Raw genomic sequence first — 14,526 nt, forward strand, 5'->3', positions numbered from 1 at the left:
CAGATCCTGTGCGAAAAAAAGCGGCCCTTGGGCCGCTTTTCTTGTTCATGGCTTACTGCTCGGCGTTTCGGCTGTGCCGATAGTCGCTGACAGCTTCGTAGACCGCTTTGCGCAAGCGGTTGATGCCGCCGATGGGGCGATGGGCTTCGATGCCGAACCAGGGGTTGAAGGATTGGTTGTCGCAGGCCAGGTTCTGCGCCGGGGTGTCGAAGTCCTGTGCGGGAATGGTCAAGCGCGCCACGGTTTCAAAGGGGGCGTCGCTTTCCTTCCATTCGATGCTGGTGTCCTCGATCGGCATGAACCGACTCGGGTTCTGACGCTGGATCTGCAGGACGAAGCAGGCCGGAACCCGATCGGTGGACAGTTGTTGGGTCAGGGCGCTGCGCAGGAAGTTGGGCAGGTCCTGATTCTGCGCCGGCAGGCTGTAGGCCGGGCAACTGTCGGGGTCCGGCATCACCCGGAACTTGGCATTGGCATTGCCGAACTTGTAGGGCGAAACCGAGAAGTACGTGCTCTGGGTCGGGCTGGCCGGTGCCGGTGACAGCGTGGCCAGGGCGATGAACAGGTGGCGGACCTGCCAGCTGCGAGGATCCCAGCCAGGAAAGAACGCCCCGGCTTTCTTGCCGTCCGCCTGGGCGGCGATGTTCTGCTGATACTCGGCCACATCGCTGACGAAGAAGTTCGGATGGTTGAACATCACGAAGTCCTGCTCGCGTCGCCCCGATTCCGCGGGTATCAACTGTTGCCCTGGCACATCCAACAGTTTGATTGCCATGCCGCGGGCGTCGCGAATGCTGTCGAACTGCGGATAGGCATTGCCATTGGACAAGCGCACCGTCGCTTGCCAGGTCTGGCCAGGACTGGCGAACACTCCCTGGCGCAGCTCCGGACTCAGGTCCTTGAGTACCTGGACCTCGGCTTTTACGCAGCCATGGGCCTTGGCATGGGCATCGCGCAGGTAGCGGGTGCCCTCGCGGTGCTGGTCGACGATGCGCACGGCGGTCTGGATGATGTCCTGGGTGCGCGCGGCCTCATCGGCGGGAATCTGCTCCTGTACCGCCACCGGGCCGCGGTGCTGCCAGGCGAACCAGGCGCTGGACAGCGCCCAGGCCATGAGGCCGATGACCAGCAGCATTAGCAGCGTCTTGCCCAGCAATGAGCCCAGGCGCAGCCACAGCCTGGCCAGCAGCGACGGTCGTTTTCTTGCGAGATCGAGTTTCATGGCAGTTGCGACTCCAGCGGTCCGCCCAGCACTTTCAGGTATTCCAGCAATGCCCAGCGCTCCTCGGGCTGCAGTAACGGGCCGATAACTCCGTTGCCTCGCTGGCCAGCGCGGAATTCGTGACCGCTGTTGTGGTTGCCGCTGATGCGGGTATCGAATTCAAAACCATTCTTGAAGGCTTCCGGGCGGTAGCCCAGGTGCTTGGGGTCGTACTCGAAGGTGCCGCGATAGAAGGTCGTCGAGCGCTCCGCTTGCGGAGACAGCAGTTGATACAGGTTGGGCACCGAGCCGTTGTGCAGGTAGGGCGGGGTTGCCCAGACCCCGGCCAGCGGGCGGGCCTTGTAGGCGCGCAGCTCTCGTACCCCGATTGGCAGGCCATAGCCGTCCAGTCGTGGGCGCTCCTCGGGGCTGACCTTGGCGTCACGATAGGCGCGCTCTTCGACGAAGGCGGTGATGTAGGCCAGGCCCTTGGCCGCCGAGAGTTGGCGCAGGTCCAGCGGTTCGGTGGGCGTCGGGTGCAGCTCGACATTGGATTTTGCCAGCTCGGCGGTATCCCACTGCAGGGCGCTGAGGTCATAGCGCAGGTCGGCGATATTGCTGGCGGAGTTCGGGTCGGTGCCAATCACGGAAACCGGGAGCATTTTCAACTGCTGAACCGGTCGGCCATTGTTCTCGCTCACCGACGGCTGATGGCAGCCTGCGCAATGCTGGACGAACAGCTCACGACCCTTGGCGGCCAGGGGCTTATCGACGGCGCCCAGCAGTGTTTCCGGCCAGGCCGGGGGCTTGAGGCGCTGCAAGGTTTCTTCGATGAGGTTGAGGTCACGAACCCGCACGCTGGATGGATAGCGTGATTCGCCTGTGAGCGGCTGGCCGTTGGCGTCGAACAGGTTCAGGGTCGCGCCGACCCCGAGGGCTTCGCCGATATTGCGCGCCATGGGTTGCTGCGCCGAGCCGTTCCACTGTACCCAGTCGAATGTCCAGATATCCCACAATTGCGGGTAGTCCACGGGAGCATTGGCGATGCGGTAGTTCTCTGGGGAAATCGCGTCGCCGAAACTGGCGTTGGCGATGCGCCCGAATGCGTCGGTACGACCCGGCCCTTCCTCGGTGGGATACAGGCCGCGGTGGGTATCGTTCCAGGCCACTTGCAGGAAGTTGTCCAGTGAGCGCTTGAAGTCTTTGCGCAGTTGCTGGTGCTGCTCCTCATAGTTGTCGCCCAGGACTTTGCGAGCGAAACGTTCGAACTTCCAGGGGTTGTAATAAGTGGCGGTAAGGCTGGCCACCAGGGCCTGGCCGAAGCTGCCGCCACGCAGGGTCGGCACGCTTGAGGGCAGTACGTGTTGCGCCGATCCTCCGTCGATACGCAGGGCCTGATGGTTGAAGCGCAGTTCGCCGGTGTGACAGGCGGCGCAGGTGATGTCCAGGTAGTGTTCCGGGCTGCCGGGGTTTTGGTGGCGTGCGAAGCCTGCCGGGAGATTGCCGGGATTCAGCGCTGTGGCTTTCTGTCCGGGCTCCACCAGAAAGCCAAAGCGTGCCAGGTACTCGGGCGCGGCAAAGGATTGTTCGGAGAAGGGCAGTTCCAGGGCCACAAACCACTCATAGCGCAGGCCTTTGACCTGGGTGCCTTGGGGGGTGAAATAGTAGGTCTGGCGGTCTGTTGCATCCCACTGATCCAGGTAGTGCACCTGTTCGACGGGCACATATTCAGGAAGCTTGGGGTTGGCGATGTAGTACAGGACCACGGCCAGGACTGTGCCGATCAGTACGGCGATTATCAGTAATACACGGTAAATGAGGCGCAAGATGTACGTCCTTGTCGAATTTGCCTTCCTTATGCCTGAGCGTCATTGACGCGGCAAGTAGCCATTACTTGCGCTATGGTTATTCGCGCTCGTTCCAGTGCCTCATTCAGCCGCCTGGGCGGGGCGTTCCCCACAGCACAAAAACGTGTTTAAAGACGTGAACTTATCGGACATTTACTACTCTTACGCCGGTAGCCATTGGTCGTGGTCGCCTGATAAGCTCGCGGCTTTATTCGATTGCCCTTTAGGCGCATGAACAAGGAAATAGCATGAAACAGCATCGGTTGGCGGCGGCGGTGGCCCTGGTTAGCCTGGTACTTGCGGGTTGTGATTCGCAGACCAGCGTAGAGCTGAAAACCCCGGCGCAAAAAGCTTCCTACGGTATCGGCCTGAACATGGGCAAGAGCCTGGCTCAGGAAGGCATGGATGACCTGGATTCCAAAGCCGTAGCCCAGGGCATCGAAGATGCCGTCGGCAAGAAAGAACAGAAGCTGAAGGACGAAGAACTGGTCGAAGCCTTTGCCGCGCTGCAAAAGCGTGCCGAAGAGCGCATGGCCAAGATGAGCGAAGAGTCGGCGGCTGCCGGCAAGAAATTCCTCGAAGAGAACGGCAAGAAAGCCGGTGTGACCACCACGGCTTCCGGCCTGCAGTACGAAGTGTTGAAGAAGGCCGACGGCGCTCAGCCAAAGCCGACTGACGTGGTGACCGTTCACTACACCGGTACTTTGACCAACGGCACCGTGTTCGACAGCTCGGTAGAGCGTGGTAGCCCGATCGATCTGCCGGTCAGTGGCGTGATCCCCGGTTGGGTTGAAGGCCTGCAATTGATGCACGTGGGTGAGAAGTACAAGTTGTATATCCCTAGCGATCTGGCTTACGGCGCGCAAAGCCCAAGCCCGTCGATCCCGGCCAACTCGGTGCTGGTATTCGAGTTGGAGCTGCTGGGGATCAAGGATCCAGCCAAGCAGGACGCCGCCAAGTAACCTGTCTTTGCGCCTGAAGCAACGCCCCGTTTTTACGGGGCGTTGTCGTTTCTGCAAGACTCATCTGGCAATTAATGCGAACCAGCGGCATCGTCCGCGGTCAGAACGGGTTGTCAGCTGCGGGTAGTCGTTGAAGGCTGCCAAGTCAATGAAATTATGGGTTTTTTTATGTGAGTAAAAAACGCCCGATCTGAGCTCAGCCCTTGTGAGACGGGGCTTTCAGCCGTGAAAAATAGCTCTGTTCACAAGGTTATCCACAATTTGTGTGGATAACATTTCAGTGGGAGTGATGATGAAAACACCCTGGAACTTTGCTCGCTTCCTGCCCTTGGCGAGCCGGTTGCTGAGCCGTGGTCGTTTGCCGACGCTATTGTTCGCGGTCGCCAGCAAGGGGGCGATCCAGGGAGGGCGCTTGGGCAAGGTCAAGGACGACCTGCGCCTGCTCCAGGCGTTATGCCTGGCTTACTGGCGAGGCGAATATCGGGCGATCAGCTCCAAGTCCTTGTTATCGGTGGTGGCGGGGTTGATGTATTTCCTCAGTCCGGTGGACGCGATTCCCGATTTCATCCCGGTGTTTGGCATGCTCGACGACATTGCCGTGCTGGCCTGGCTGATGAAGACCCTGGACGACGAACTCAGCGCCTTCCGCGCTTGGCGTGGCCGTCAGCGCCCGGAAAAACTGGCGGCAGTCGAACGTCTGCCGGATACACCGGAACAGTTGCGCCTGGAGGGACCGCGGCAAAACTGAGTCGATTGACTCGCGGGGTCAACAATCATGCTTCCCGCGACCGCAGCCGCTGTTAGGATTACACTTCAAAGGAAAAGTCCGACTCGATAAGTGTCGTTGTCCTACGGGGTAGTAATGGATATTCAGATTATTGAACGCGATGGCGAGCCCGAATACGCGGTTCTGCCGTGGGCTCAGTATCAAGCTTTATTGACAGCCGCAGGCCTCACCGAACCACTATCACATGCTGGCGCTACGTCTCAGGCGGCGCCACCGGCCCAGAGTCTTCCGGGCCTGGATCAATTACGCAATCTGCGCGAAGGGAAGGGCATCGCCATCGAGGCGCTGGCCCGCAAAGTAGGTATCAGTCCGTCTTACCTGGCCCTGATTGAAAGTGGCGAGCGTCAACCCGACGCTGCGATTCGCCGCAGCCTGGCCTGGGAGTTGACGGTACCGGGGTGGAGGGAGCAATCGTGAGTGTAAGGATCAGTCGTCAGCACTGGGATGGGCTGTTGGGTGAGCTGGATCAAGCCCGTCGTCAACGTCACCTTTTAACCTATCGTGCGCTGTTGGAGCGATTGCAACTGCCCAGTCCGGCCATGCAGACCTTGACGGCCGCCCTGGAGCACCTGGCGGCCCTGGATGCTCGAGCCGAACAGCCACTGCGCAGCTCATTGGTGATCAGCCAGGGCGCCAGTCGTTTGCCGCGTACCGGATTCTTCGAGTGTGTCGAGCGCCTGGGACGTTTTTCCGGGCCTTCCGATGGGGTGGCTGCCGCCTCATGGCACGCTTCGGAAGTGGTGCGGGTGTTCGAGTACGAGTACCCCGAATCAGCGGAGGCTTGAATGTTCCTGCCACTCAAGGCGCGACTCGGTTATTGGCTGGCGCGCCGCTTGTTTCATTGGCCCTGGTTTATCCGTCAACCCCGTACCTGGCGTTGGATGGAAGGTCAGTTCGCACGCATGGCCAACCTGGGTAACGTCGGTGCGCAGAGTTTCTATGGGCATATCCTGACCTTTCGCGGGCAAGGGCTTGGTGCGCGTGAGGAAGGCCAGCGCCTGTTGCGTCTGGCGGCATTGGCGGGTGACGGCAAAGCGGCCTATCAACTGGGTGTGATCAGTCTTGCCGGCTCGCCCAGCAAGGCTCCCGATGCGGTCGAGGCCGCCCGCTGGTGGCGGCTTTCGGCACAGGCCGGTCATCCTCTTGCGGAGCTTAAACTGATGCAGCTCGATCAGTCGGCTGATCCTGCAGCGGCTCTTTGAGGGGATGCGTTCCCAGGCTGGTTGCGGCTTCCAGGCTGTCGATCACGTGGATGCTGTAGCCCTGGACGTTCTTGGCGTGATGCTTGGCCTGGGATGCCAGTTCCGCCAGCTGACTGGAATCCAGTTGTCCACAGGCCTCTGGATACAGGTGCACCACGCCGATGGACAGCGATAACAGGGGAAACTCCTGGCGCACGCCCTGGCGGTTGGGCGCTACGAAACAGCCGGCTTCCAGGTGTTCGCTGCGATAGAAGCGTCGACACTGACTGTGGAAGTCGTCCAGCAGCTGATTCAGACGCTTGCGCCAGTCTTCCGGACCCAGCACCAGCAAGAAGTCATCGCCGCCGATATGCCCGACGAAGTCGCGGCTGGGATCGACCCGATCATTCAGGCATTGAGCCAGGCACAGCAGCACTTCATCGCCACGGCCATAGCCGTAGATATCGTTGAAGGGCTTGAAGCTGTCGATATCCACATAGCAGATCACCGATTCCCGTCCCTGCTGCAGCAAGCGTGCGAGGCACTGCTGGATGGGGACGTTGCCCGGCAGCAAGGTCAACGGGTTGGCGTAGCGAGCCTGCTGGATTTTCAGCTCGGTGATCAGCTTGAGTACGTCTATGACCCGACCCAGTCCCAGGTACTGGCCGTTGAGGGTGATGATGAAGTCTTCCTCGATGCGTTGCCGCGCGCGACTGGTGATCAGGCGACTGACCTGCTGCAGGGATTGGCTGAGTTCGACGGCGAGGAAATCGTCGTTCATCAGGCGACTGATGGGTTTGCGGGCAAACAGGTCGGTGGCAAAGGGTTTGAGCAGGGCGTCCGAGAGTGAGTGCCGATGAACGATCCCGCAGGGCTGGTCCAGCTCGTCAAGGACAGCCAGGGAATTGAGGTTGGCTTGCCGGCGAAAGGCTTCCAGGACGTTGGCCGTTGGCGTATTGCGGGCGACGGCCGGTTGCTCGTTGAGCAGGGCGCTGAGGTCGCTGCCTTCGTCGTTGAGCGCCACGCTGGGATGGTCGTGTTTGGGCATCATCGCCCGCGCATCACGTGGCGGCTGCTCCTGCGGCCGGCACAGCAAGTAGCCCTGGACCAGATCGACCCCCATTTCAGTGAGCACCGCCAGTTCCTCGAGCATCTCGATGCCTTCGGCGATGACCTGGGCGCGGGAAGCCTTGGCGATCTGCAGGATCGAACCGACGAACTCGCGTTTGAGCGCGTCCTGATGGATGCCGTCGATGAAGTGTCGATCGATCTTCACATAATCCGGGCGCAACTCGGACTGCGGATTTCGGTGAACGTGACCGAGCGTTTCGCTAATACGTGACCGGTGCTTCCACCCCGGTTGCGCGGGTTCTGGATTGTAATCGCATCGGTCACGATGCGGCTTGTTCCTCGGCTTTTTTTCGGCGCAGCGACTCGCCTTTCATCGTCAGTCGGTAGGCGTTGTGCACCAGGCGGTCGAGGATGGCATCGGCCAGGGTCGGGTCGTTGATCCAGCCGTGCCAGTGCTCGATGGGCAGTTGGCTCGTCAGGATGGTGGAGCGGCTGCCAGCGCGGTCGTCGATCACCTCCAGCAGGTCATGCCGGGCTCCTTCCTCCAGCGGGGCTAGCGCCCAGTCGTCCAGCACCAGGACGTCGACCTTTGCCAGCTGTTGCAGGGTACGGCCGAAGCTGCCGTCGCCATGAGCGATGCGCAGTTGTTCCAGCAGGCGCGGGGTGCGCAGGTACAGGGTGCTATAGCCCTGGCGGCAGGCCTGGTTGCCCAGGGCGCAGGCCAGCCAGGTTTTGCCGGCACCGGTCGGGCCGGTCAGCAGCAGGTTGTGCTGCTGGCGGATCCAGTCGCCACTGGCCAGGGTGGCGATCAGACGCTCGTCCAGGGCGCGTCCGGTGCGGCGGTCGAGATCTTCCAGGCAGGCGTTGGCGTACTTGAGCTTGGCCTTCTTGCGCAGCCGTACCAGGCGCTGGTTGTCACGCCAGGCCAGTTCGCGGTCGAGCAGTAGGCCGAGGCGTTCATCGAAGCTCAGGCTGTGGCTGGCCGGCAGCGTCCATTGCTCTTCCAGGGCGCGGGCCATGCCGTCCAGGCGTAGCTGGTGCAGTTGATTCAGGGTGTGTTGCGGCATCATCGAACAGCTCCTGTTGCGGGGGTTGGTAGTAGTCGGCGCCACGGACGTTCTCGTGGTCGCCGGGTAAGGTCGTTTCGGCGGCACGCTGGGGCAGCGGCTGTTGATCCAGGCCTTGCTGGAGCAGGTTGCGCACGCTGCGCCCGGTGAAGGCGCGCAGGTGTACGGCACGTTCGGCAGCGGCTTCCAGGCGTGCATTGCCATAGCGCCGGGCCAGCGAGAGCAGGCCGAGGCAGGCGCGGTAGCCCATCTCCGGGTGCGGCTTGTGGGTCAGTTGGTGATCGATCAGTTGGCGCGTGTAGGGGCCGATCCGCGCGCCCCAGTCGAGCAGGCGTTGTGGCGTCCATTCGCGATGCGCCTGGTGCGCCGCGGGCATGTGCTCGCGCTGGGTACTGTAAGCGCCGCGTCGCCCCAGCAGCAGGTGGCTGGCCACCCGCCGGTTGCCATGCAGCACTTCCAGGGTGTGTGCCGTCAGTCGCACGTCCACGTTCTGCCGGGCCAGGGCGGAGGGCACGCTGTAGAAGCTGCCATTGACCTCGATGTGGTAGTCGATGCTGACCTTGCAGCGCTTGAAGGTGGCGACCTCGTAGGGATGCACCGGCAGCGCTCGCAAGGCCGGGCGATCCAGGCGCTCGAACCAGTCGCGCCGGCAGCCATCGAGCCGCTTGAACGGGCGCCGATTCAGATCCTCCAGCAGCTCGGCGATGGCCTGGTTAAGCGCATGCAGGCTGAAGAACTGCCGATGGCGCAGCCGCGCCATGATCCAGCGCTCGACCACCTGCACCGCCACCTCGGCCTTGGCCTTGTCCTGAGGCTTGCGTGGCCGTGCCGGCAGGATCACCGTCTGGTAATGACGCGCGCACTCCAGCGTGGCCCGGTTCAGGCCCGGCTCGTAGCGATCCGGCTGGGCGACCAGGGCGCGCGGATTGTCCGGCACAACCATTTCCGGCACGCCGCCAAAGTAGGTCAGAGCCTGGCCCAGCGAGGTCAGCCAGTCCACCTGGGTTTCGCCTGGCGTCGCGCAGGCATAGGTGTAATTCGAGGCGCCCAGGGCGGCGACGAAGATGTGCGCCCGGCGCACTTCGCCGGTGGCCGGGTCGACCACCGGCAGCGTCGGCCCGGCATAGTCGATGAATAGCTTCTCGCCCGCACGGTGCAGCTGACGCATCGAACGTTTGAGCGTCTGGGCGTAGCGCCGGTAGTGCTCGACGAACTGGGTGTAGCGGTAGGTCGGCTGGCCCGCATGCGCGGCGAGATATTCCTCCCACAGCAGCTGCAAGGTCACGCCCTTGCGTCGCAACTCGCGGTGGATGCTCAGCACATCGGGCAGCACTCGCTCACCGCGCGGCTTGTTCGTCGACGTCGGTGCAAACAAGGCGGCCGCCAGCGCGGCCTCGTCCATGGCCACCAGCGCCGGCCAGTCCAGCCCGGCCACCCGCGCCGCCGCGATGTACTTGCTAACCACGCCCTTGGACAGCTGCAAGGCACGGGCAATCTTCTCGTGGGACAAGCCGGCCTCAAACTTGAGGCGCAGACATTCTTTGATGTTTCGCATGGCTACTCGCGGCGCCGCCATCTTCCTCTCCCGAAATCGGTCGAGGATGGCGGCGCATCAGGTCATGCGCAACGAAGGGGAAGGCTTTCGCTAAGTCGTGACCGGCGATTTCGGTAAGCCGTGACCACCTGTTTCGGAACAGGCGGAAAATCGGTCACGTTGCTACCGAAATGAGCGGTCACGCGTTAGCGAAATGACCGGTCACGATCAACCGAAACGGCCGGTCACGGTGCTCCGAAATCCGCACGGACCACAGGCGCAGGCTTGAATAGCCGGCGCCGAGGTCGTCCAGGGCGATGGAAAATCCCATGTCGCGGTAGTGATGCAGGGCATTCTGCAGCAGCTGAAAGTCGTCGATGGGCGTTTGTTCGGTGAGTTCGATCACCACCTGGCTGGGCGGGATGCCGAAGTCCTGGAGCAGTTGCAGGGTGCGTCCGGGTTGGTGGGCCGCCTCCAGCAGGGATTCGGGGGAGACGTTGAGAAACAGTTTGCCGGGCAGTTGCTGCTCGCTGAAGCGTTTGCAGGCGCTGTGGCGGCAGGCGATCTCCAGTTCGCTCAGGCGGCCGGCCTGACGCGCTACCGCAAACAGGGCGACAGGGGAGTGCAGGGGGCTGTTGGAGGGACCGCGACTCAGGGCCTCGTAACCCAGGATGCGCCGCTCGGAAAGGCTGATGATCGGTTGGAACAGGCTGTGCAAACCGCTTTGAGCCAGGATTGAACTCAATGCACTCAGCTGTTCGGTCGTGGTCATGGCGATCTCTGTCGATAAAAAAAGGACCGGGCGCCGCTCCAGTTCAAGAGCGGCGCCCGGTCCTTTATTTCACGACAGAATGATGACTGTTTAATGACGATCCGAGGAGCGATCGAATTAAATTGCCATCATCTTCAGTGCTTGGCCACCGAGGTGTTGAGCTTCAGATAGTCCAGCAGAATGCGCCCGGTTTCGCTCAGGTAGGCGTCGTCTTCCGGCTTGGTCTTGTCCGGCTCGGCAGCGGCCAGCGCGTCTTCGTCCTCTTTCTTCAGCTCTTTGAGCGGCTCTTCGCCCTTGGCCTTGCGACGTGCGTTTTCCAGCGCCAGTTGCTTGGCTTCGATGTCGGCATGTTGTGCGCGACGATCGGCCTCGTTGAGGCTGACGGTCTTTTCCGCCATCAGTTTCTGTGCCAGGGCCAGCTTGTCGCGGATGAACACGAACTCCGGATCTTTCGCCGAGCGACTTTCGTGTTCGGCCTTGAGCTGGGCCAGGAACGGCTTGAACGGATCAACGGCGGGCTTGATGGCCGGGCGGATGGTGTCCCACGGCATGGCTTCAGGCAGGGCGCTTTCGCCGATTTCCTTGGTGTCGATGATCGACGGGTAGCCGATATCCGGCAGCACGCCCTGATGCTGGGTGCTCTGGCCGGAAACCCGGTAGAACTTGGCCAGGGTCAGTTTCAGCTCGCCATGGTTCAGTGGCTGAATGGTCTGCACCGTGCCTTTACCGAAGGTCTGGCCACCGATGATCAACGCGCGGTGATAGTCCTGCATGGCACCGGCGAAAATTTCTGACGCCGAAGCCGAGAGGCGGTTGACCAGCAGCGCCATCGGGCCTTTGTAGAAGGCGCCGGGGTTTTCGTCTTCCAGTACATCGACACGGCCGTCGGCGTTGCGCACCAGTACGGTCGGGCCCTTGTCGATGAACAGGCTGGTCAGTTCGGTGGCTTCCTGGAGAGAACCGCCGCCATTGTTGCGCAGGTCGATGACCACGCCGTCAACCTTGTCTTTCTGCAACTCGGTCAGCAGTTTCTTCACGTCGCGGGTGGTGCTCTTGTAGTCCGGGTCACCGGCGCGGAAGGCCTTGAAATCCAGATAGAAGGCCGGGATCTCGATCACCCCGAGCTTGTAGTCCTTGCCGTCCTGCTTGAGGTTGAGGATCGACTTCTTCACCGCCTGGTCTTCGAGCTTCACTGCTTCGCGGGTGATGGGCACGATCTTGCTGGTCTGATCATTTGGCGCATTGCTAGCCGGGATCACTTCCAGGCGCACCAGGGTGCCTTTCGGCCCACGGATCAGCTTGACCACTTCGTCCAGGCGCCAGCCGACCACGTCGACCATTTCCTTGTCGCCCTGGGCAACGCCGATGATCTTGTCCGCAGGAGCCACTTGCTTGGTCTTGTCCGCCGGGCCTGCCGGTACCAGGCGCACGACCTTGACCTGGTCGTTGTCGCTCTGCAACACGGCGCCGATGCCCTCCAGCGACAGGCTCATGTTGATGTCGAAGTTTTCCGCGTTATCCGGCGACAGATAGTTGGTGTGCGGATCGTAGGACATGGCGAAGGTGTTGATGTAGGCCTGGAAGATGTCTTCGGCTCGGGTCTGGTCCAGGCGCGCCAATTGGTTCTTGTAGCGCTTGGTCAGGGTTTCCTGGATCTGCTTGGGATCCTTGCCGGCAATCTTCATCCGCAGCACTTCGTCCTTGACGCGTTTGCGCCACAGGTCGTCGAGTTCTGCGGTGGTCTTGAGCCATGGTGCGTCCTTGCGGTCGATCAGCAAGGTTTCCTTGGCGTTGAAATCGATCTTGTCGACGCCCTTGTTGAGTTCCGCGAGGGCGAAGTCCAGACGCGCTTTGACCCGGTCCAGATAACGCTTGTAGATGGTGAATCCGGCGTTCAGGTCGCCGCTCTTGAGGAAATCGTCAAACTGGGTTTTCCATTTGTCGAATTCCGCAATGTCGCTGGCCAGAAAGTAGCTGCGCGACGGATCCAGCAGCTTCAGGTAGCTGTCGTAGATGATCACCGAGCGCGCATCGTCCAGCGGCGGTTTACTGTAATGGTGGCGTTTGAGCAGTTCTACAACATTGAGGCTGGCAATTACCTCATCGCGATCGGGCTGAAGGTTGTCCCAGCTATTGGCTGCGAACGTATTGGTCGACATCGGCAGTAAGCCGAAACCAATGAAAAGGGCGAGGGCGGTGCTGGGGAACAAATGCTTCATGCTGATTCGACGCGGGGGCAATTGATAACGCATATTAGGCCGTCTTTGAAGTCGCCGGTTCCATAAAGGCCGGTCGCATAATGCAAAAAGCCCGGTGCTACCGCTCCGGGCTCAGTCCAGACTCACTATGGAGGCACTGTGAAAGCATTGCAAGGCGTTGAAGGTCATGTGGAGTGGGTTGAAGAGCCAAGTCCGGCCTGTGATGTAGGGCAAGTTCGCATTCGTGTGGCGGCTGCGGGGCTCAATCGTGCCGACCTGCTGCAGCGAGCCGGACTCTATCCGCCGCCTCCGGGAGCCAGCTCGATCCTGGGCCTTGAGTGCTCGGGGATTATCAGCGAAGTAGGCCCGGGTTCGTCCTGGCAGATCGGAGATCGGGTGTGCGCGCTGCTGGCCGGTGGCGGCATGGCCGAGGAAGTGGTAGTGGATGCGCGCCATGTGCTGCCGGTGCCTGAGGGCCTGTCCCTGGTCGAAGCGGCGGCATTGCCCGAGGTCTACGCCACGGCCTGGCTCAACCTGTTCCAACTGGCGGCGCTCAAGCCCGGGGAGAAGGTGCTGTTGCACGCCGGAGCCAGTGGTGTCGGTTCGGCCGCCATTCAATTGTGCAAGGCGTTCGGTAATCCGTGTTGGGTCAGTGTCGGTTCCGCTGATCGCCTGGCCTATTGCGAAAGCCTGGGGGCCCAGGGCGGCGTGGTGCGTACCGATGGCCTGGAGGCGCTGCGGGACTTTGGCCCGTTCGATGTCGTCCTTGATCCGGTGGGGGCCAATTACGCGGCCGACAACCTCAAGTTGCTGGCGGTGGATGGGCGTTGGGTGTTGATCGGCTTGATGGGGGGGCGTGAAGCGCAACTGGATTTGGCCCAGGTTCTGGCCAGGCGCATCCAGTTGCTCGGCTCGACCCTGCGCAGCCGCAACGAGCAGTTCAAGGCCGACCTGCTGAGCGACCTCGGGCAAAATGTCTGGCCGCTGTTCACTGAGGGACGTCTGACTCCGCAGTTGGCCAAGACCTTTCCGATTCAGGACGCTGAAGTCGCCTTTGCCGAACTGGCGACCAATAAGGTGTCGGGCAAGCTGGTGCTGGTGATTGACCCCAGCCTGAACTGAGCCCTGTAGGAGCTGACCTGCCGGATAAGGCGATTGAGTTCGCTGGCAAGCCAGCTCCTACACAAGCCAGCTCCGGGGTTTTCGGGGGCAGGTCACTTCCAGTGATGGATCCGCCAGCCGGCTTTTTCTGCGTGCTCACGCAATACCGGGTCCGGGTTCACCACTTGCGGATGATCCACTCGCAGCAGCAACGGCAGGTCGTTGCGCGAGTCGGAGTAGAAGGTCGCGCCTTCCAGGTTTTCCTCCTCGGCATCCAGCCATTCCAGCAGACGGGTGATCTTGCCTTCGCGGTAAGTCAGGGTGCCAACGGTGCGGCCGCTGTAGGCTCCATGTTGCACCTCCAGCTCGATGCCCAGCACTTCGTCGATGCCCAGGCGGGCCGCAATCGGTTTCACCAGATGGGTGCCCGAGGCCGAGATCACCAGGATCCGGTCGCCGGCCTGGCGATGGGCGGCGATGGCTTTGCAGGCATCGCTGAAGATGATCGGTTCGATCACCTCTTCCACCCAGGGCTCGACCAAGTGCGCGACTTCCTCCGGTGTACGCCCGGTCATGGGCTCCAGGCTGAAATCCATGAATTCCTCCATGGCCAGCTTGCCGTGACTGTAGGCGTCCATCAGCTCATGGTTGCGGCGCATGAACGATTCGCTGTCGACCCAGCCCAGGCGGCCCATCTGCTCGCTCCAGAGGGTGGCGCAGTCGCCGTGAATCAGGGTTTCGTCCAGATCAAAAATTGCCAGGGCCATCAGTACCGCTCTCTCTTCAGGATCAATTGCGTGAATGC

12 protein-coding genes and 2 pseudogenes are annotated in these 14,526 nt (G+C 61.6%); 6 read left to right on the forward strand and 8 right to left on the reverse strand.

Annotated features, from left to right (window positions below; translation table 11 throughout):
* Positions 1-52 precede the first annotated feature (52 nt).
* A complete protein-coding gene (locus tag BLV47_RS07875; protein WP_092311832.1) occupies positions 53-1,222 on the reverse strand; it encodes a catalase family protein in 1,170 nt (389 codons plus the stop codon).
* Positions 1,219-3,027, reverse strand: coding sequence for a di-heme-cytochrome C peroxidase (locus BLV47_RS07880; RefSeq protein WP_092311835.1), 1,809 nt, complete (start codon positions 3,025-3,027; stop codon positions 1,219-1,221). The genes BLV47_RS07875 and BLV47_RS07880 overlap by 4 nt, the downstream gene beginning before the upstream one ends.
* Before the next feature lie 269 nt (positions 3,028-3,296).
* Between BLV47_RS07880 and bamJ the strand changes: the two genes are divergently transcribed.
* From bamJ to BLV47_RS07905, 5 genes are all read left to right on the forward strand, one after another.
* Positions 3,297-4,010 carry a BamJ family beta-barrel-assembly machinery protein gene (gene bamJ / locus BLV47_RS07885; RefSeq protein WP_016963891.1) on the forward strand — a complete coding sequence of 238 codons (714 nt, stop codon included), beginning with the start codon at positions 3,297-3,299 and terminating at the stop codon, positions 4,008-4,010.
* 292 nt (positions 4,011-4,302) lie between these two features.
* Positions 4,303-4,758 carry a YkvA family protein gene (locus tag BLV47_RS07890; RefSeq protein ID WP_092311838.1) on the forward strand — a complete coding sequence of 152 codons (456 nt, stop codon included), beginning with the start codon at positions 4,303-4,305 and terminating at the stop codon, positions 4,756-4,758.
* Positions 4,759-4,872: 114 nt separating this feature from the next.
* Complete coding sequence (locus BLV47_RS07895) at positions 4,873-5,214, forward strand: helix-turn-helix domain-containing protein (protein ID WP_092317101.1); 342 nt, start codon at positions 4,873-4,875, stop codon at positions 5,212-5,214.
* Entirely contained in the window at positions 5,211-5,582 is a 372-nt protein-coding gene (locus BLV47_RS07900; RefSeq protein WP_003179080.1) for a hypothetical protein, read from the forward strand. The genes BLV47_RS07895 and BLV47_RS07900 overlap by 4 nt, the downstream gene beginning before the upstream one ends.
* Positions 5,583-5,999, forward strand: coding sequence for an SEL1-like repeat protein (locus BLV47_RS07905; RefSeq protein ID WP_092311841.1), 417 nt, complete (start codon positions 5,583-5,585; stop codon positions 5,997-5,999).
* On the opposite strand, the pseudogene BLV47_RS07910 reads toward BLV47_RS07905, so the two are convergent.
* The 5 genes and pseudogenes from BLV47_RS07910 to BLV47_RS07930 form a co-directional block, all read right to left on the reverse strand.
* Positions 5,950-7,275 (reverse strand): annotated as a pseudogene (locus tag BLV47_RS07910) (bifunctional diguanylate cyclase/phosphodiesterase); the annotation flags it as partial. The gene BLV47_RS07905 and the pseudogene BLV47_RS07910 sit on opposite strands and share 50 nt — an antisense overlap.
* Before the next feature lie 94 nt (positions 7,276-7,369).
* Positions 7,370-8,119, reverse strand: coding sequence for an IS21-like element IS1474 family helper ATPase IstB (gene istB, locus BLV47_RS07915; protein ID WP_062838242.1), 750 nt, complete (start codon positions 8,117-8,119; stop codon positions 7,370-7,372).
* Positions 8,007-9,692: an IS21 family transposase gene (gene istA, locus BLV47_RS07920; protein ID WP_062838241.1), complete on the reverse strand. Its 1,686-nt coding sequence runs from the start codon at positions 9,690-9,692 to the stop codon at positions 8,007-8,009. Before istA ends, istB begins: the two co-directional genes overlap by 113 nt.
* Before the next feature lie 208 nt (positions 9,693-9,900).
* A pseudogene (locus BLV47_RS07925) lies at positions 9,901-10,422 on the reverse strand (EAL domain-containing protein); the annotation flags it as partial.
* Between the two features lie 134 nt (positions 10,423-10,556).
* Positions 10,557-12,641: a carboxy terminal-processing peptidase gene (locus tag BLV47_RS07930; RefSeq protein ID WP_167365628.1), complete on the reverse strand. Its 2,085-nt coding sequence runs from the start codon at positions 12,639-12,641 to the stop codon at positions 10,557-10,559.
* Positions 12,642-12,779: 138 nt separating this feature from the next.
* Here BLV47_RS07930 and BLV47_RS07935 point away from each other — a divergent pair, with 138 nt between their 5' ends.
* A complete protein-coding gene (locus BLV47_RS07935) occupies positions 12,780-13,742 on the forward strand; it encodes an NAD(P)H-quinone oxidoreductase (RefSeq protein WP_092311847.1) in 963 nt (320 codons plus the stop codon).
* Between the two features lie 92 nt (positions 13,743-13,834).
* On the opposite strand, the gene BLV47_RS07940 is transcribed toward BLV47_RS07935, so the two are convergent.
* The gene (locus tag BLV47_RS07940; protein WP_092311850.1) at positions 13,835-14,488 is read right to left on the reverse strand and encodes an HAD family hydrolase; all 654 of its coding nucleotides are present in this window, start codon (positions 14,486-14,488) and stop codon (positions 13,835-13,837) included.
* Between the last annotated feature and the right edge of the window lie 38 nt (positions 14,489-14,526).

The organism is Pseudomonas saponiphila (assembly GCF_900105185.1).
In the GTDB taxonomy this organism is placed as follows: domain Bacteria; phylum Pseudomonadota; class Gammaproteobacteria; order Pseudomonadales; family Pseudomonadaceae; genus Aquipseudomonas; species Aquipseudomonas saponiphila.